A 17,605-nucleotide genomic window follows, 5' to 3' on the forward strand; every position below is an offset into this window, starting at 1 on the left:
GGACTTGGAAAGAGGCGGCGACCAGATTTGAACTGGTGGTCGAGCTTTTGCAGAGCTCTGCCTTACCACTTGGCTACGCCGCCAAACGAAAGCGTCCGCCGAAGCGGACGCCAGCGCAAGCGAGAGACGGGGTTCGAACCCGCGACAACCACATTGGCAACGTGGTACTCTACCAACTGAGTTACTCTCGCGTAGAACAGGGCCCCAATCTACAGCGCCAGGGCTGAAAGATCAAGAACCATGGAGCATAGCGGGGTCGAACCGCTGACCTCTTGACTGCCAGTCAAGCGCTCTACCAAACTGAGCTAATGCCCCGTGCGATTTCAAAGGCCCAAAAGTAAGCGGATGCGAAGGAGCTTGTCAAGGGGTCGCCGGGGGTTCGTCGGGAAGATCGGCCCCCAATTCGCCCAGAATCTGGCTGACGCGGCGCGCGGCGTGCTGGATCTGTTGCAGGGAATGGGGATCCGTCGTCGCGCCCAGTTCGGCCAGTTCCGCCCGGCCGGTGATCACCTGCAAGTGCTGGGCGATGCGTCCGTGGATCTCGCGCGCGATGCGCATGCGCAGCCGGCGGCCCTCTTCGCGGATCAAGCGGCGGTCGCGCATGTTTTCCAGCAATAGCAGCAGCAGGGTCTCGCCCGTCTCCAGGAAGACCGGGATGAAGCGCAGTTTGTGCAGGGCGCTGGCCTCGGTGCCTGGCGCCTTGAGCCAGAAATCGTTGATGTCCACGGCCTCGCCCGTCTGCTCCACATGGGTCAGCGCGTTGGCCAGGCGGGGATTGTCCAGCGAGGGGGCGGCGTGGAAGAGCGAACGGCCCGTGCCCGCGCTCTCCTCCAGCCCCAGCATCTCGCAGGCCAGCCGGTTGATCTGCAACAGGCGACGCTGGGAATCCAGCATCAGGGCGCCCTGGGTGGGATGCTCGAGGCTGCGCCGGTTGAACTCCTGCATGATGCGCAGCTCCTGGGCGCTGCGCACGAACTCGCGCCGCACCTCCTCCGAGGCGCGGTTCAGGTCCACGCTCAGGTTGGAGGAGCGGGTGGATTGGCGGTCGCCCTGCAGCATGCGGAAGCGCTTGCTGAAGGCCTTCTCCACGCAGATGCGGATCTCCTTGGCGCCGTAGGGTTTGAGCAGGTAGTCGTCGGCGCCCAGCCGGATGGCCTCCACGGCTCTCTCGATGCCGTCCTGGCCGGCCAGCACGACCACGGGCAGCAGCGGGTCGCGGGTCTTGAGCTCGCGCAGCTGGATCAGTCCGTCCAGACCGGCGGGCGGCGACTCCAGGTCGAGCACGGCCAGGTCGGGGCGGGACTGGCCCAGCGGCTCCAGCACCTGGGCGCCCGGGGTGTCGGGCTGCTCCAGGACCGTGTGGTAGCCCAGCGAATCGAAGAGGTGGACCAGTGGCAGGTGCTCGTGGGGCGCGCCCCCCAGCACCAGGATCTGGAAGCCCAGCTGGGCGCCCATGGGCCGCTGCTCGCGCGTCCCGCCCAGCCGGTCCGCCGTCTGGAACAGGAAGTCGCTCATGCTGACCAGCGGCGTGCCCGGCGGGCTGTCCGGGGGCGGATCCGGCGGCAGCTCGGGGGACTGCCGCACACCTTCAGTGGAATAGATGCTCACCCGGTTGCGGCCCTGCTCCTTGGAGACGAACAGCGCCGTGTCCGCCTGGCGGATCAACTCCTCCACCGTCAGGCGCTGCCCGCCCGCGCAGGCCAAGCCCAGCGAGATGGTCAGCCCGCCCAGGGGCGAGCTGGGGCGGCCCAGGTCCAGGCGCTGGACCATCATGCGGATGCGCTCGGCCACGAAGTCCGCGCCGCCCTCGTCCGTGTCCGGCAGCAGCACGCCGAACTCCTCGCCACCGAAGCGGCCCACCACGTCCACCTCGCGCAGGCAGGAGCGGATCACCTGGGCCACCATGCGCAGCACCTCGTCGCCCACCAGGTGGCCGTAGGTGTCGTTGTAGGCCTTGAAGTGGTCGATGTCGATCATAATCAGCGAGAGCGGCTGGGCGCGCCGCTCGCCGCGCACCAGCTCCTCCTCGAAGCGCTGGATCCAGTAGTTGCGGTTGAAGACGCGGGTCAGTGGATCCACGAAGGCCAGCTCCTGCAGCTCGCGGATCGCCCGGCCCTGGTCGATGGCGATGGAGGCCTCCTGGGCCAGCAGCATCAGCAGGCGCAGGGTGTCCCGGTGCAGCAGGCGCTCGGTGGAGTCCAGCAGGTAGAGGCGCCCGAGGATCCGGTAGCCGAAGACCAGCGGCACCACCACGGCGCTCTGGGCCACGCCTTCGTCGGCCAGGAAGCGCAGAGGATGCTCCGCGTCCAGCGAGTCCAGCCGCTCGTGGACCTCCGGGCGGGCCCGGGCGAAGAAGCGGTGGCCGAAGCGCTCGCGCAGCCCCTGGACCAGGCGCTGGAGGACGGGCTCCGCCAGGCAGTGGCCGGCCCAGGCCTCGTGGCTTTCGCCGGCGGGCGTGTAGAGCGTGACCACCGAGGCCTGGCAGGCGCTGAGTTCGCGCGCGCAGGAGAGCAGCAGTTCGAGGATCTTGGAGAGTTCGCGCGTGGAGCCGAAGATGCGCGAGAAGGCCAGCACGCGGTCCAGCTCGGCCATGCGCCGGTCGCGGTCCTGGCTCAGGCGGACCACTTCCAGGGCCTGGGACATGCTCTCGGAGAAGCAGACGGCCTGCTCGCGCAGACGGTCGGACCAGGGCTGTCCGCCCTGCCGGGAGAGGTTCAGCGTGCCCACCGGGCCCTGGGACGTGCGCAGGGGCAGAATCAGCGACTCGTCCACGGCGGCCTGGCCCAGGCTGGAACCCAGCAGGTGCAGGGGCCGGCCCTCCGCCAGCGCCCGGCCCGCCGGTCCGTCGCGGTGGTCCCGCTCCGGGGCGGACAGCCAGTCCTCGCGCAGGCCGCGGGCTTCCCGCAGGCGCAGGCACTTCTGCTCGTCCAGCAGCATGAGCGAACCCCGCGGGCTCTCCACCAGGTGCAGAGCCGCGTCCAGCAGGCCGCCCATCAGCTGTCGAGTCTGGTCCCGAATGGCACCGTCAACGGGCCTGGACCTCATGCGCCCACCCTTTCGCTATTCCTCCTCCGGCGCCTCCTCTTCCTCCGTGTCCCGCAGTCCGAGCTTGACCATTTTGGAATACAGCGTGCCCCGGCTGATCTCCAGCAATTTGGCCGTTTTGGAGAGGTTCCACTTGGTCAGGTTGAGGCAGTGCGTGATCAGCGACGACTCCGCCTCCTGGAGGCTGAGGCTCTTCAATTTCAGGGCGTGGCCGTCCTCCTGGGCGTCGTGCAGGCGCTCGGCGTGCAGGTCGTCCACCTTGAGCTGGCGCCCCTCGCAGAACACCACGGCGCGCTCCACGGCGTTGCGCAGCTCGCGGATGTTGCCCGGCCAGGGGTAGTTGACCAGCTCGTCCATGGCCGAGTCGGCCACCTTGTCGATTTTCTTCGCCATCTCGCGGCTGAGCTGCGTGAGGAAGTGGTTCACCAGCAGCGGAATGTCCTCCTGGCGCTCGCGCAGCGGCGGCAGCACGATGGGGATCACGTTGAGCCGGTAGAACAGGTCTTCGCGGAAGCGGCCCTCGCTGATCATCTGGCGGATGTTGCGATGGGTGGCCGCGATGACGCGCACGTCCACCTTGAGCGTCTCCGTCCCGCCCACCCGCTCGAACTCCTTGGTCTGCAGCACGCGCACCAGTTTGGTCTGCGTGTGCATGGGGATGTCGCCCACTTCGTCCAGGAAGAGCGTGCCGCGGTCGGCGAGCTCGAAGCGCCCCTTGCGCTGCTCCACGGCGTGGGTGAAGGCGCCGCGTTCGTGGCCGAAGAGTTCGCTCTCCAGCACGCCCTCGCCGAAGGCCGCGCAGCTGGTCTTGATGAAGGGCCGGTTGGCGCGGTGGCTGAAGTAGTGGATCACGTGGGCCACCAGCTCCTTGCCCGTCCCGGACTCGCCGGTGATCAGGATGCTGGCGTTGGACTTGGCCGCCGTGGCCACCTTCTTGAACACGCTCATGATGGCCGGGCTGTTGCCGATGATCGAGTCGAAGCCGTAGGTCTGCGAGAGCTCGCTCATGAAGGAGTTGTTCTGCAGGTGGCCGTTCTTCTTCTCGTCCAGCCGGGAGATGATCGAGAGCGCGTCCTCGGGCTGGAAGGGTTTGAGCAGGAAGTCGTGCGCGCCCCGGCGCATGGCCTGGACGGCGCTCTCCACGCTGCCGTGTCCGGTCAGCACGATCACGTCCAGCGACGGGAAGGCCTTGGAGGCACGGTCCAGCAGGTCCAGACCGTTCATCTTGGGCATCTTCAGGTCGGTGATCATGAGATCGAAGTTGCGCTCCTTCTCCAGGCGGGCCATGGCCTCCTCGCCGCTCGAGGCGGTGGCCACCTGGTATTTCTCGGCGCGCAGGACGTCCCCTAGGGACTCCAGCATGTTGATCTCGTCGTCCACCAGCAAAATGCGCAGCCGTTGGCTCATGTAAGCTCCTGTTGCTCGCAGGCCGGCAACCAGATGCGGACCGTGGTGCCGATGCCCAGTTCACTTTCCACCGTCAGGTCGCCGCCGGCGCGGCGGATGAAGGAGTGGGTCAGCGACAGACCCAGCCCCGTCCCCATGCCGGGCTCCTTGGTGGTGAAGAAGGGGTTGAGGACGTTGGGCAGGTTCTCCTTGCTGATGCCCTGCCCGGTATCTTCGAAGGCGATCAGCACGCGCGAGGCCTCCAGGCGCGAGCGGATGCGCAGCAGGCCGCCGTCGGGCATGGCCTGGGTGGCATTGAGGATGATGTTGAGGAAGCCCTGCTTGAGCTCGTCCAGGTTGAGTTGCACGCCGGGCAGTTCGCCGAACTCGGTCACCAGGCGGATGTTGTTGACCAGGAGCTCCTTCTTCACCAGGTCGAGGGTGACGCGGAGCAGGTCGTTCAGGTCCACGCGCTCGCGCTCCTGGTTGGAGACGCGGGAGAACGAGAGCAGGTTCTCGATGATCTTGCGCGAGCGGTCCACTTCGTTCTTGATGATCCCCAGGTGCTTGCGTACCTGGTCGGGGACCTTCTCCTCCTTGTCCAGCACCGAATTGATGTAGTACAGCGAGGAGCCCATGATGCCCAGCGGATTGCGCAGCTCGTGGGCCACGCCCGCCGAGAGCTGGCCCAGCCCCGCCAGTTTCTGGCTCTGGATCAGCGTGTATTCCAGGGCCTGCTTCTCCGTCACGTCGCGGTAGAAGCTCTGCACCACGGGCCGGCCGTTGAACTCGCTGAACATGCAGTTGTATTCCACGTAGAGCGTGCTGCCGTCCTTGCGCTTGAGGGGCACGTTCTCGAAGGACGTGCTCTCGCGCTGGAGGGTCTTCAGCCAGTTGCGCCGCGCGGCCTCCTGGTAGTCCTCCACGCGCGTCTCCCAGATCCGCATCCCGATCAGCTCGCTGCGGGCGAAGCCTGTCAGCAGCTCGGCCTCGCGGTTCACGTCCAGGATGCGGCCGTTCTCCACGTCCACGACGATGATCGAGTACTTGGCGTTTTCGTAGAGGTCGTGATAGCGGGCCTCGCTGCGCGCCACCTGGCGCTCCAGCTCCAACTCGTCCAGGGCCAGGGCCACGTGGCGCAGCATCAGTTCGATCAGGTGGATCTGGGCCTCGCCGGGCAGGGCGTCGCTGGGCAGGCCTTCCAGGCGCAGGCGCCCCACCTCGCGCTGGTGGCGGTCCTGGATGGGCAGCACGAGCCAGGCCTCGGAGCCGTCGTGCCCTTCGGCGGGGCAGAGACAGGCCGCGCCCACGCGGCGGGGAATGCGCTCCTCGTCCTCGCAGGTGGCGCGCCAGGCGGGATCCCGGCGGATGGCCTCCTCCGCCTCCGGCGTGTAGCCGGCGAAGCCCCAGCCCAGCAGGGTCTCGCCGTTGCGCAGGTAGACCGCGGCCCGGCGGCTGAGGCCGGACTGCACCAGGGTGTGCGCCACCTCGTCCAGCCGCTCGCGCAGGCGGGCGTGGTCCACGGCGCCGGCCTCGCTCAGCAGGTGGTGCAGGAAGTTGGAAGCCCGGTAGAGCTTGGCCTTCTGCTCTTCGATGTCCAGGGCGATGGGGATGGGATCCCGGGGCCGCAGCTCCACCAGCAGGCCGTCGCTCTGGGCCACCCGGGCGCGCTCCTCGAACTGGCGGGCCGCGGCGCCGCCGGGGGCCTGCAGCTCGGCCAGCAACTCCTCGTGGGGGCGCTGGAGCAGGTCCTCCACGGGCAGCCGGGAGAGGCGCGCCAACCCTTCGCTGATCCAGCGGACGCGGCCCTGTCCGCCCACCTTGAGCAGGGGCAGGCCCTCTTCGCCCTGGTTGCGCCGGTCGAAGGGTGCGGAGCCCTGGAAGGGACCCACGGCCCGCAGGCTGAGCACGCTGCCCAGCCGGCGCAGGCGCTCGTCCAGCAGGGGCGTGGCCAGGATCTGCACCTGCTGCGGGCCGCGGCCGCGGGGCAGGCGGACGTTCCAGCTGAAGGTGGCCGTGGCCGGCAGGTCGTCGGCCAGCGGCGCCAGCTGGGAGGGATCCAGCGCTTCGCCCAGCAGCTCCGTCACCGTGGGAAAGGCGTCTTCGTCCAGGCCGAACCAGTCCACGGCCGCGCCGTTGCCCCAGAGCAGGCTGCCGCCGGGCGAGATCACCAGCAGGGCCTCCTCCAGGCCGTCCGCCTCGGCGGCCTGGGGCAGATCCACTTCGCTGGCCTGCAGCAGGAAGGCCTCGCGCTCGCCCTCCACCGGCAGCAGGCTCAATTCCAGCACGCGCTCGCCGCCCTTGCCGCCCAGCCGCAGCAGCAGGCTGTCCTCCTGTGCGCCCTTGGCGTGCAGGAAGTCCTCCAGCCGGCGGCGGGCCTTGGGCGGCAGCAGCTGGGGACCGTCGGGCCCCCAGTCCCCGAACAGCGCAGCGAAGCGCTCGTTCTGCTGCAGGACCTGGCGCCCGGCGCCCAAGAGGGCCGTGGGCAGCGGCAGGGCCTCCAACAGATGGCGGTTTCCCGGCAGGCTGCCCGCCTCCTCGGCCCGGCGCAGGCGGTCCTCGATCTCGGCCTGGCGCTCGGCCTTGCCCAGCGAGAGCTTGAGGATCTCCAGCAGGTAGGGCTTGACCAGATAGTCGATGGCGCCCTTGTGGAGCGCCTCGAGCACGGTCTCGATGGTGCCGAAGCCGGTCACCACGATGATCTGCAGGTGGGGATAGTTCTTGTGGACGATCTCGATGACGTCCATGCCCGTCAGGCCGGGCATGTTGAGATCCGTGATGATCAGCTGGACGTTTTCCAGGGTGAGCATCTGGATGCCCGAGGCGCCGTCCGGGGCCGCCACCACCTCGTAGCCTTCCAGAGCCAGGTATTCGGTGAGCACGCGCAGGGCATCGGGGTCGTCGTCGATGCAGAGGATGCGGCGGATGTAGGGCATGTGACGGCTTCCTCGGCGGCGCTTTCCGGCGTCCGGAGCTTAGTCTCCGGCCCACCGGTCCCCCTGCTTCCAGCTTGGACCCCGGGCCTGCCCAAGGTCAGGCAGACGGGGCGAAGGTGCAAGGGCAGAATGGGACGGGGCCATGCCGACAGCTTTGAAGGGCGAAGGGCTTAGGCAGCGGGAACTTCGGGGGGAGCGGGGCGGGCCGCACTGGCCAGCACGCGCTCCAGCAAGCGGGCGGTGGTCCCGGTCCGGCTGCCCACCAGGGCCGTGGAGGCCGCGCCCATCCGGGCCTGGAGAGCGGGATCGGCCAACACGCGGCCCAGCCAGTCGCGGGCCTCGTCCAGGCTGTGGATCTCCATGGCGCCGCCGCAGGCCAGCAGGTCCTGGGCCTCCTGGGAGACATGGTGGCGCGGCCCGATGAACACGGGCAGGCCGAAGGCGGCGGGTTCGATGACGCTGTGCACGCCCGTGGTGAAGCCGCCGCCCACCCAGGCCGCCCGGGCCGAGCCGTAGAGGCCGGCCAGCAGGCCCACCTGATCCACCAACAGGACGGGCTGGCCGCTCCACGTTTCGCCGGCCTCCAGCGCGCTCAGGCGGCAGGACGCCAGACCCAGCCCGGCCAGGAGCTGGCCGATGCGCTCCAGGTGGTGGTCGCGCGGTTCGTGGGGCACCAGCAGCAGGCGCAGCTCCGGGCGGGCGCGCCAGAGCTCGGCGAAGGCGGGCAGCAGGAAGTCCTCGTCGGGCTCCCAGGTGGAGCCGCCCACCAGCCGCGGTCCGGCCAGGAAGTCCCGGGGCAGGCGCTCCAGGGCCCGGCTCTCGTGGGCCCGCTCCACCACGCGGTCGAAGCGCGAGTCGCCGCAGGCCTCCACCGCCACGGGCAGGCCGGCCAGCAGTTCGCGGAAGCGCTCGGCCATGGCCGGGCTGACGGCGGCGATCCAGTCGAACTGCGGCAGCAGCCGGCGATGGAAGCGGCGCAGCCAGGGGCTGGCCAGCCGTGAGCGCGGGTGGAAGTTGGCGTTGACGAACAGCAGGGGCACGCCCGCGCTCCGGGCCGCCAGGATGTGATTGGGCCAGAGGTCGTGCTTGGTGAAGACGGCCACGGCGGGGTCCAGCAGGCGCAGGAAGAGCCGGGCCGCGCCGGGCGTGTCGAAGGGCAGGTAGCCCACCCAGTCGGCCTCCACGCCTTCCTTCAGGTGACGCGGCCCCGAGGTGGAGAAGAAACTCAGGGCGACGGGCCGGCCCTGGGCGCGCAGGGCGCGGGCCAGCGGCCGGATGGCCTCGAACTCGCCCATGGACGCGCAGTGGATCCAGACCGGGCGCCAGTTCGGGCCGCGCTGGGCGCGCACTTGGCGCAGGGCGGCGGACCAGCCGCGCCGGGCCAGGATGTTCTCGCGCACCCGGGGAATCAGCCGGCCCACGCTCATGAGCAGCAGCCAGGCGGGCAGGCTCAGCCAGCGGTAGAGGGTCAGCATGCGGCCTCCGCGGCCAGGCAGGCCGCCAGCACGTCCCGGGGCGCGATGCGCCGCAGGCAGTCCAGGTGCCCGAGGGGACAGGCGGTCCTTCCCACGTGGCTGCAGGGCCGACAGGACAAGGGAATCTCCAGGACTCGCAGGCTCTCCCCCAGCGGGTAGAAGCCCAGTTCGCGCACGGTGGACCCGAACAGGGCCGCGCCGGGCACGCCGGCGGCGTCGGCCATGTGCAGCAGGCCCGTGTCCCCGCTGACCACGAAGCGCGCGTCAGCCAGCAGCCGGGCGCTTTCGGACAGGCTGCAGGCGCCGCAGCAATTGCGGACGCGGTCCGGCGCTAGGGCCGCCAGCCGCTCGCCCAGCGCGTGCTCGGCCGCCCCGCCCAGCAGCAGCACGGGCTCCGGCACCTGCTCCAGCAGCAGGGGCAGGAACTCGCGCCAGCACGCCTCGGGCCAGCTCTTGGTGGCGAAGCCCGCCCCGGGCACCAGGGCCACGTGGCGCCGGGCGCCGTGACGCAGCACGTGGCCCTCCACCACCAGCCGGGGTCGCAGGTCGGTCCCAGGCTCCGTCACTCCCACCAATCGCAGGTTGCGGCGCCAGAGCGGGCCGGGATCCCCGCGCCAGGCCGCGGGCAGCGCCCGGCCGTGCACGAGCAGCCACTTCTGCAGCCGGTGCTTGGGCAGCCGCGTCGCGCCCCACGGCCAGAGCCGGCGGGAGCGCAGCGTGTTGTGCAGGTCCAGCCGCCGGTCCACACCCAGGCGCGCAAGCTCCGCGCGCAGCCCGGCCAGGGCCCGGCCGTCGATGGGATCCGGCAGGGCCAGCACGTGGTCCACGTCCGGCCAGCCGCGCGGGATCTCGGCGAAGCGCTCCTTGGTGATGAAGATCAGCGGGCGATTGGGCTCGCGCTCCTTCAGCACCCGGACCACGGGTTCGCAGAGCAGGATGTCCCCCAGCGCGGAGAGGCGCAGGAGGGCCGTGGCGCTCACCGCGGATCCAGCCCCGTGCCCGCCGGGAACCCGGCCGTGCGGCGCAGTTCCGGCCCGGCCGGACCTGGCCCGGCCAGCGCGGCGTCCACCTTCGGCAGGTCGTTCAGCAGCTCCAGGCCCTCCCAGCCCAGCAGGCTGAGGGCCGTTGCCCAGACCGCGGCCTCCTCGGCCGTGGGCGCCAGCACGGCGGCCCGGAAACCGCTCTCCACGGGTCTGCCCGTGCGCGGATCCAGCTGTGCTCCACCCGCCGGCCGGCTGGCCCAGGCCCGGCCGGCCAACCAGGGTCCGGCGCCACTCGCCGCGCTGCCATCGTCCAGGATGCGGATGGAATCCCCCGGCGTGACACGCCAAACGGAGCCGAGCCCGACGGACACGCCCCGGTGGCCGCGAGCCCGAAGGCTGTCCAGGGCCCGGTCGGCCAGCAGGCCGTCGGCGATGGGATCCAGGTCCAATTCCATCCCCGGGGTGCGCAGCAGCACGCCCAGCTCCACGAAATAGGCGCCGCCGTCGCGCACCAGCGCCAGGACGGAATCCGGCGCGGGGAGCACGCCGCCCGCCGCCTGCCAGCGCCGCAGCGGTCCGGCCAGCAGGTCCACGGCGCCTCGGGTTTTGTCCTTCCACTGCAGGCTGCGCAGCACGGCGTCGTAGTTCGGGCGGCTGAGCCGTCCGCTGCGCTGGCCGGCCAGGACGTTGACCTGGGTGATCTCCGAGCCCGCGCCCTCCCGCCGCAGCTGGCTCCAGTGGCGCTCCAGCATGGCTCCGGTGGCGGCCAGATCGGCGGCCAGGTCCCGGGCCGGATTGGGCTGCTCCACGCGCAGCCGGGCCTCCCAGGCGCCCACCGGAGCTTTCCAGACCACCGGGTCCCCGGCCACGGCCGCGCCCGCGGCCAGCCAGAACAGCACGAGCCATCGCAGTCGATTCATGGGTCCGGCCTCCGAATTGGACCATTCACCGGGAACGGTCCACTGGCGTCAGTGCGTGCGCTCCACGGCGAAGGAGCTGAAGTCATGCAGCAGGCGGCGCACCTGGCTGTCGGGAAAGACCTCCAGGGCCTGGAGGGCCTGGGCGCTGAACTCGCGGGCCCGCTGGCGCGCGTAGTCCACGCCGCCGCGCTCCTGGGCGAAGCGCGCCACCTTGCGCAGTTCGCCCAGCTTGGGCCGGGCCACCATGCGCTTGATCTCGCGCACGTCCTGGGAGTCGCTCTGGGCGAAGGCGTGGATCAGCGGCAGGGTGATCTTGCGCTCCTTCAGATCCTCGCCGACGGGCTTGCCCAGGATGGATTCCTTGCCCGTGTAGTCCAGCAGGTCGTCCTGGATCTGGAAAGCCACGCCCAGCGCCTCGCCGAAGGCGCGCAGCGCCTCCACCTGGGATTCGTCGGCCCGGTTGGAGAGGCCGCCCAGCACGCAGCTGGCGGCCACCAGCGCGCCGGTCTTGTTGGAGACCATCCGGTAGTAGGTCTCCTCGTCCATGTCCAGGTTGCGGCTGCGCGCCGCTTGGTCGAGCTCGCCCTTGGCCAGGCGCCGGGCCGTTCGGGCCAGCACTTCGAAGACCCGCGTGTCGCCGCACTCCAGCATGGCCAGCAGGCTGTTGGCCAGCAGGTAGTCGCCGAACAGCACGCTGATCTTGTTGCCGAAAATCGCGTTGAGGCTGGGCATGCCCCGGCGCTTGTCGCTGCCGTCCACCACGTCGTCGTGGAGCAGCGTGGCGTTGTGCAGCAGCTCCACCACCACGGCGGCGAAGTGCGTGCGCTCGTTGCTCTCCCCCAGCAGGCGGGCGGACAGGTAGGTCAGGGTGGGGCGCAACATCTTGCCGCGCTTGCCGGCCAGGAAGCGCACCACCTGGTCGATGATCGGCGACTTGCCGGTCTTGATGGCCTCGTCGTAGCGCCGCTTGAACTCAGCCAGCTCGGGCTTGACCAGCTCCTGCACGTCGTCCAGGCGGATCATGCGCCGCTCGTGAGTCTGAGGAAGCGCCGCTTGCCCACTTTCAGCACGCGCGCGGCCGCGCTGGGCTCCAAGCGGCCGACCTCGTCCAGCAGCTTCACGCCGTCCAGGCTGACCGCGCCCTGGCGGATGAGCTTGCGCGCCTCGCCCTTGCTCTCGGCCAACTCGGCCTGGCAGAGCAGGTCGACGAGCGCGACGGATTCGGTCAGGACCCGCTCGGCCACGTCCTCGGGCACGCCGCCCTGGCGGAACAGGCTGTTGAACTCCTCCTCCGCGGCCCGGGCCTGCTCCCCGTCGTGGTAGAGGCGCACCAGCTCGCGACCCAGCCGGCGCTTGAAGGTGCTGGGATTCTCGCCCGAGCCCAGCGCGGCCTCGATGGCGTCCAGTTCCGCCGCGGGCAGGTCCGTGGCCAGCCGGAACCAGCGCAGGATCAGGCCGTCGGGGATGCTCATGGTGCGGCCGAAGATGTCGCGCGGGCTGTCGCAGACGCCGATGTAGTTGCCCAGGCTCTTGCTCATCTTCTGCTCGCCGTCCGTGCCCTCGAGGATGGGCATGGTCAGGATCACCTGCGGCTCCTGGCCGTAGGCCTCCTGGAGCGTGCGGCCCACCAGCAGGTTGAAGGTCTGGTCCCGGCCGCCCAGCTCCACGTCGGCCTGGAGGGCCACGCTGTCGTAGCCCTGGATCAGCGGGTAGAGCATCTCCATCATGGTGATGGGCGTCTGCTCCGTGAAGCGCTTGCGGAAGTCGTCGCGCTCCAGCAGCCGGGCCACCGTGTAGCGGCTGGTCAGTTTCATGAACTCGTCGATGGGCATCGGGGCGAACCACTCGCTGTTGAAGCGGATCTGGGTCCGCTCGGGGTCCAGCAGCTTGTAGATCTGGGCCTTGTAGGTCTCGGCGTTGGCCAGCACGTCCTCCCGGCTCAGCGCCTTGCGCGTCTTGGACTTGCCGCTGGGGTCGCCGATCATCCCGGTGAAGTCGCCGATCAGGAAGACCACCTGGTGCCCCAGGCGCTGGAAGGTGCGCAGTTTGTTGATCACCACCGCGTGGCCGATGTGCAGGTCCGGCGCGCTGGGGTCGGCGCCGAACTTGATCAGCAGCGGCCGGCCCGTGGACCGCGAGCGCTCCAGCTTCTTCTCCAGCTCGGGCTCGGGCACGATCTCCGCCACTCCGCTGCGGATCTCGGCCAGCTGCTCCTTCACGGGTGGAAACGCGCTCGGCGTGGATGCGCTCACCGCTGGTTCCTTTCCTTCATGATGCGCTTGATGTCGCGCTCGGCCTCGCGCTTGGAGACGTCGGCGCGCTTGTCGGACTGGCGCTTGCCGGCCACCAGGGCCAGGCGGCACTTCACCAGGTGCTTCTTCCAGTAGAGGGCCAGCGGCACCAGCGTGCGGCCTTCGCCCTCCACCTCGCGCGAGATCTTGCGGATCTCGGTGGCGTGGAGCAGCAGCTTGCGCATGCGCGTCTCGTCGTGGGCGCCCACCGTGCCCTGGGCGTAGGGCGAAATGTGCATGCCGATGACGAAGATCTCGCCCGCCACCACCCGGGCCCAGGCCTCCTTCAGACTGGCGTGGCCCTCGCGGCAGGACTTCACTTCTGTGCCGCACAGGGCGATCCCGGCCTCCCAGGTCTGGAGGATCTGGTAGTCGTGGCGGGCCTTGCGGTTCTGCGCGATGTAGCGGGGTTCCGCCGCGGCCGCTTTCTTGCTCATGGGTGGGGGAGCTTTCTTCTACTTGCCGGCCGGCTTGCCGTAGGCCTCGGCGATGCGGGCGACCAGCGCCTTGTAGTCCGTGGCCTCCTGCAGCGGCACCTTGCCGGCCTGGGCCAGCCGCGTGAACAGGCCGTCCTTGTTGCCGCCGCTGAGCACCAGCACCTGCTGGCAGAGTCCCACCACGGGCTTGATGAAGGGATCGGAGAGCGGGCCGCGGCGGGCCTCCCCGCCCATGTGCAGGCAGAGGACGGGCACGCGGGCCGCGCGGGCCTTCTTGAGCAGCGCGTCCACGCGCGCCAGCTCCTTGTCCGTGGCGTTCTTGGCCTGGCCCAGCCCCTTGGAGCTGCCACCCAGCACGAGGACCAGGCTTTTGACGCCGGCCAGGGAATCCGCGGCGAACTTTTCGCTGACCCGGGCCGGCACGCCCGCCTTGACGAAGAGCTGGCGGGCCAGCAGGATGTCGCTGCTCTGGCCCGCGGAGGTGATCACGGCCGGTCCGCTGAAGCGCGGGGCGGCGGCGCCGGCCACGACGGGAGCCAGGCCCAGCCAGCTGATCAGGACGAAGAGAAGAAGGCGCATGCTTGTCTCGTGATTGATCCGGACGACGGGTGGAGGCGGCGCGCCGCTGCCCGGGCGCTGTGCCCGCGGAGCGTCCCGACGCCGCGATTTGCGCGGAAAATGTAGGAAACCCGTGCCGTCAGCCGTGCCCGCCGGCGGGCGACCTACGCACCCAGGGTCTGCAGCCAGTGGGCCAGCGTGGGGCCGGCGGCGGGAGCCGGCCGGTCGCGCAGCCAGTCCCAGGTGTCGCGCACCGTCTCCTCCAGGGGCCGCAGCTGCAGGCCGGCGGCCAGGGCCTGGGAGATGTCCACCCGGAAGCTCTCGTACTCCTCTTCGGGCAGCCAGAGGGGCAGGTCGGCCCAGGGCCGCACGCCGGCGGCCAGCCAGCGGGCTTCCGGCAGCAGGCGCGGCCGGATGTCGGGCTGGAAGACCCGGGCCATCCGCTCCAGCACCTCGGGCAGGCTGGGGGGCTCGGCGGGTCCGGCCACCTGGACGATGCCCGCGGCGCCCTCGCGCAGCAGGTGAACGCAGAAGGCCGCCAGGTCGCGCACGTCCACCCACTGGCAGGGCTGGCGGCGGGCGTCGGGCCAGCCCACGGGACCGCCGGCGGCCAGTTGGCGCACCCACCAGCCGAAGCGCTCGCTGGGGTCCTCCGGACCGACGATCAGGCCCGGCCGCAGCACCAGGGCGCGCTCGCCCAGCTCCTCCTCCAGCATGTCCTCGCACATGGCCTTGAGGGCGCCGTAGTTCTCCGCCAGGGGCGCCGCGGGGTCCACCGGCGGCAGCAAGGGGGCGTCCTCGGCCGGTCGCGGCGGATAGGGCGGGGCGTAGACGCTGATCGTGCTGATCAGCTGCCAGCAGCCGCAGCTCTCCCCCAGGATCTCCAGCGGCGCCTCCAGGTCGGCGGGCCGGTAGGCGCAGGTGTCCACCAGCGCGTCCCAGTCCGTCCGGGCCAGTTCGCGCAAGACCTGCGGATCCCGGCGCTCGCCCGTCACCAGCCGCACGCCGGCCACGGGGCCGGGTCCGTGCTGCCCGCGCGTCAGACAGGTCAGCTCCGCGCCGCCTGCCACCAGCTCCCGGGCGATGGCCCGCCCCAGGAAGATCCCGCCGCCCAGCATCAGCACGCGCACGTCGCACCCCGCTTGTTGAGTCCGTGGTTCAGATCCGTCCGCCCAGGCCGCGCCAGCAGTCCGCGCCCCAGTGCCGGCGCCCGCCGTCGTGCACGCCCTTGTGGAAATGGTACTTGAGCAGGATGACCCAGGCCGCGTGGACCGGGTCGTGGCGGACCTCCTCCACCTCCAGCGGCGGCAGGAGGGCCCCGGGATGCTCCTCGGCCACGCGCAGCAGGCGCTGGGCGGCGGAGGCCAGCCGGCCGCCCTGGAGGAAGTGCACGCCCACGCCCTGGCGGATCCGCTCCAGATCCAGCACGCCGGGCTGCTTGTCCACGAAGCGCGGCAGGTCGCGCCCCACCGTCTCCATGCGCCGGCAATAGGCCCGGCCCTCCACCGGATGGTCGTGCCAGGCCACCAGCCCGGGCTCGTAGACCAGCCGCCCGCCCGCCGCGCGCAGGCGGCAGCCCAGGTCCGTGTCCTGCCAGCCGTAAGGGAAGTCCTCGTCGAAGCCGCCCAGCCGCCGGTAGACGGCGGCGTGCAGCGAGAGGTGCGGCGCGTAGCAGACCGTGGGGTCCGCGTCCAGGAGGTTGCCTGCCTGCTCGAAGGCGAACTGGAAGGCGGTCTCCTCCACCAGGCAGCGCATGAAGGGCGTGGCCAGGGCCGCGGGCGGGTAGGCGATGTGGCCCTGGAGGGCTAGCAGCTCGCCGGGCCGGGCGTGGCGGGCGTGGGCTTCCAGGTGGCGGCGGGCCAGGTCGGCGGGCACGCGCATGTCCTGGGCGCTGAGCAGGAGCCACTCGCCGCGCGCCTCCCGGGCGGCCCGGTTGGTGGCCGCGGACTGGCCGGGCGTGGCCTCCCGGAACACGCGGACGGGCGCCCCGGGTCGCGCGGTCAGTTCCGTGGCCAGGGCCAGGCTGTCGTCGCTGGAGCCGTTGTCCACCACCACCAGCTCCAGCTCCACGCCAACCTGGGCGCGCCAGTCCGCCAGGCAGGCCGCCAGGGTGCGAACGCCGTCGAAGAGCGGGATGAGCACGCTGAGCACCGGCCGGATTCCCCTTGCATGAGTGTTCGCGCCGGCGGCGCGCCGGTCACAGGACGTAGGCCACCAGAAAGACCAGGGCGCCCAGCAGGCTGTTCACCAGCCAGAAGCCCGCCGTGAAGCCGCCCCAGCGGCGGTGCCGCGCCAGCTGGGCCGCGCCGCCCGGCCGCCGGCCCCGCCAGCCCCAGCCGATCACGCGCAGCAGCAGCACGCCGCCGGCCAGCGCCAGCAGCACGTGCAGGAGCAAGAGGCCCAGAAAGGCCGGGCCGCTGGCCGGGCCCAGGGCCTCCACGCCGCCGCGCCGGGCGACATTCGCCACGAACACAGCCAGGAAGGCTCCCAGCAGGAGGAGCAGCCGGCGCATGGTGCGCACGTGGACCTCCCGACGGCCCAGCCAGGCTTGGCGCACCCCGGCCAGCAGGACGCCCGTGATCAGCAGGCCCAGGAGCAGCTCCACGCCCGCCAGCCAGGAGGCGCGGGTGCCGGGGATCATCATGCGCTCAGCCTCCCCGCCGGGCCGAGGCCCGGCCGCCGGCCAGGGCGGCCCGCAGGGTGTCGTCCAGCACGCCGTCCAGGGCCAGTTCCACCTCGCGCCTCAGCTCGCGTCCGCCCGTGCCCAGGCGGGCCAGCAGCTCGCCCCGGCCGGCCTCGGCCCGGGAGAGGGCCAGGCCCAGCCAGTAGGGCCGGCGCCGCTCGCGCAGCGGTTCGGCGTCCAGGCACTCCCAGAGCCGCCTGGCCCCCGCTTCGCCGCCGCGCTCGCCCAGGGCGATGGCCGCGGCCTCGCGGCCCTCCTCCCAGTCGGCGCAGAGGAAGTCCGCCACCAGCTCGAAGGCGGCGGCGTGCTCGCGCTCCAGCAGGCCGTGGAACAGATCCAGCTGGGCGTCCACGTCCTCCGTGCGCAGCAGGGCGCGATGGGCCAAGAGCGGCAGGGCCCAGCTCTCCGGGGCCTCGCGCAGGGCGCGGATGGCGCCGCGCCGGGCCTCGCCCTGGGAATCGGCCAGCAGGCGCGCCAGGGCCAGGGGCGCCCGGGCATCCTCGGCCCGCACCAGGCCCAGGGCGCAGAGGCCGCGCAGGCCGGCGGCGGCGTCCACGCGACCGCCGAAGACGGGCTCCCACTGCACCAGGCCGATGCCCGTGTGCCAGGGCTCGGTCTGGTTCCAGTCCAGGGCCAGCAGGCCCTCGGCGATGGCCATCCGCCCGGCGCAGCCCGGATCCGCGCGCCGGCCGTCCTGGCAGAGGCGCGGGAAGGCCGCCAGGGCCGCCTCCGCGAAACCGTCGTGGCCCAGGCGTCGCAGCTGTCCCAGGGCCCGCACCACCACGGCGCCCGGGGCCTGGCGCAAGGCGTCCAGGCAGATTCCCACCGAAGTGGAGGGATCCGTCTCCCGGGCCTCCTCCAGGCGGTGCAACCAGCTTTCCAGTTTCATGT

At 71.2% G+C, this 17,605-nt stretch carries 14 protein-coding genes and 3 tRNA genes; all 17 read right to left on the bottom strand.

Going from position 1 to position 17,605, the window contains the following annotated elements; all coding sequences use genetic code 11:
- Positions 1-12: 12 nt before the first annotated feature.
- Positions 13-83: transfer RNA gene (locus tag WC326_07565), tRNA-Cys, on the bottom strand.
- A gap of 35 nt (positions 84-118) precedes the next feature.
- Positions 119-191, bottom strand: a tRNA-Gly gene (locus WC326_07570).
- Between the two features lie 50 nt (positions 192-241).
- Positions 242-315 (bottom strand) — tRNA-Ala (locus tag WC326_07575).
- Positions 316-360: 45 nt separating this feature from the next.
- A complete protein-coding gene (locus tag WC326_07580; protein MFA7330915.1) occupies positions 361-3,045 on the bottom strand; it encodes a diguanylate cyclase in 2,685 nt (894 codons plus the stop codon).
- Positions 3,046-3,060: 15 nt separating this feature from the next.
- Positions 3,061-4,452: a sigma-54 dependent transcriptional regulator gene (locus WC326_07585; GenBank protein MFA7330916.1), complete on the bottom strand. Its 1,392-nt coding sequence runs from the start codon at positions 4,450-4,452 to the stop codon at positions 3,061-3,063.
- A complete protein-coding gene (locus WC326_07590; protein MFA7330917.1) occupies positions 4,449-7,367 on the bottom strand; it encodes a response regulator in 2,919 nt (972 codons plus the stop codon). The genes WC326_07585 and WC326_07590 overlap by 4 nt, the downstream gene beginning before the upstream one ends.
- Positions 7,368-7,537: 170 nt before the next feature.
- Positions 7,538-8,842, bottom strand: a complete 1,305-nt coding sequence (locus WC326_07595) for a glycosyltransferase N-terminal domain-containing protein (protein MFA7330918.1) — start codon at positions 8,840-8,842, stop codon at positions 7,538-7,540.
- On the bottom strand, positions 8,836-9,822 hold the full coding sequence (locus WC326_07600; GenBank protein MFA7330919.1) for a glycosyltransferase family 9 protein: 987 nt from the start codon (positions 9,820-9,822) through the stop codon (positions 8,836-8,838). Before WC326_07600 ends, WC326_07595 begins: the two co-directional genes overlap by 7 nt.
- Positions 9,819-10,745, bottom strand: coding sequence for an FAD:protein FMN transferase (locus WC326_07605; GenBank protein MFA7330920.1), 927 nt, complete (start codon positions 10,743-10,745; stop codon positions 9,819-9,821). Before WC326_07605 ends, WC326_07600 begins: the two co-directional genes overlap by 4 nt.
- Before the next feature lie 48 nt (positions 10,746-10,793).
- Positions 10,794-11,768 carry a polyprenyl synthetase family protein gene (locus WC326_07610; GenBank protein MFA7330921.1) on the bottom strand — a complete coding sequence of 325 codons (975 nt, stop codon included), beginning with the start codon at positions 11,766-11,768 and terminating at the stop codon, positions 10,794-10,796.
- A complete protein-coding gene (gene tyrS / locus WC326_07615; protein MFA7330922.1) occupies positions 11,765-12,997 on the bottom strand; it encodes a tyrosine--tRNA ligase in 1,233 nt (410 codons plus the stop codon). Before tyrS ends, WC326_07610 begins: the two co-directional genes overlap by 4 nt.
- Positions 12,994-13,473 carry an SsrA-binding protein SmpB gene (gene smpB / locus WC326_07620; GenBank protein ID MFA7330923.1) on the bottom strand — a complete coding sequence of 160 codons (480 nt, stop codon included), beginning with the start codon at positions 13,471-13,473 and terminating at the stop codon, positions 12,994-12,996. Before smpB ends, tyrS begins: the two co-directional genes overlap by 4 nt.
- 18 nt (positions 13,474-13,491) lie before the next feature.
- Positions 13,492-14,052 (bottom strand): DUF6305 family protein, encoded by a 561-nt coding sequence (locus WC326_07625; protein MFA7330924.1) that lies wholly within the window; start codon positions 14,050-14,052, stop codon positions 13,492-13,494.
- A 143-nt stretch (positions 14,053-14,195) separates the two neighbouring features.
- Positions 14,196-15,161, bottom strand: a complete 966-nt coding sequence (locus WC326_07630) for an NAD-dependent epimerase/dehydratase family protein (GenBank protein MFA7330925.1) — start codon at positions 15,159-15,161, stop codon at positions 14,196-14,198.
- A gap of 28 nt (positions 15,162-15,189) precedes the next feature.
- On the bottom strand, positions 15,190-16,182 hold the full coding sequence (locus WC326_07635) for a glycosyltransferase (protein ID MFA7330926.1): 993 nt from the start codon (positions 16,180-16,182) through the stop codon (positions 15,190-15,192).
- Positions 16,183-16,228: 46 nt separating this feature from the next.
- Complete coding sequence (locus tag WC326_07640) at positions 16,229-16,675, bottom strand: DUF420 domain-containing protein (protein MFA7330927.1); 447 nt, start codon at positions 16,673-16,675, stop codon at positions 16,229-16,231.
- Positions 16,676-16,679: 4 nt separating this feature from the next.
- A complete protein-coding gene (locus WC326_07645; protein MFA7330928.1) occupies positions 16,680-17,603 on the bottom strand; it encodes a hypothetical protein in 924 nt (307 codons plus the stop codon).
- Between the last annotated feature and the right edge of the window lie 2 nt (positions 17,604-17,605).

The sequence above is a fragment of the Candidatus Delongbacteria bacterium genome, from assembly GCA_041675285.1.
Classification (GTDB): Bacteria; CAIWAD01; CAIWAD01; order CAIWAD01; family CAIWAD01; genus CAIWAD01.

Bases quoted from the DNA above. Each gene is read 5' to 3' on its own strand.
- WC326_07580 (MFA7330915.1), bottom strand. From the start codon at position 3,045: ATGAGGTCCAGGCCCGTTGACGGTGCCATTCGGGACCAGACTCGACAG.
- WC326_07640 (MFA7330927.1), bottom strand. From the start codon at position 16,675: ATGATGATCCCCGGCACCCGCGCCTCCTGGCTGGCGGGCGTGGAGCTG.
- WC326_07625 (MFA7330924.1), bottom strand. From the start codon at position 14,052: ATGCGCCTTCTTCTCTTCGTCCTGATCAGCTGGCTGGGCCTGGCTCCC.
- WC326_07645 (MFA7330928.1), bottom strand. From the start codon at position 17,603: ATGAAACTGGAAAGCTGGTTGCACCGCCTGGAGGAGGCCCGGGAGACG.
- WC326_07605 (MFA7330920.1), bottom strand. From the start codon at position 10,745: ATGAATCGACTGCGATGGCTCGTGCTGTTCTGGCTGGCCGCGGGCGCG.
- WC326_07610 (MFA7330921.1), bottom strand. From the start codon at position 11,768: ATGATCCGCCTGGACGACGTGCAGGAGCTGGTCAAGCCCGAGCTGGCT.
- WC326_07590 (MFA7330917.1), bottom strand. From the start codon at position 7,367: ATGCCCTACATCCGCCGCATCCTCTGCATCGACGACGACCCCGATGCC.
- WC326_07595 (MFA7330918.1), bottom strand. From the start codon at position 8,842: ATGCTGACCCTCTACCGCTGGCTGAGCCTGCCCGCCTGGCTGCTGCTC.
- WC326_07585 (MFA7330916.1), bottom strand. From the start codon at position 4,452: ATGAGCCAACGGCTGCGCATTTTGCTGGTGGACGACGAGATCAACATG.
- smpB (MFA7330923.1), bottom strand. From the start codon at position 13,473: ATGAGCAAGAAAGCGGCCGCGGCGGAACCCCGCTACATCGCGCAGAAC.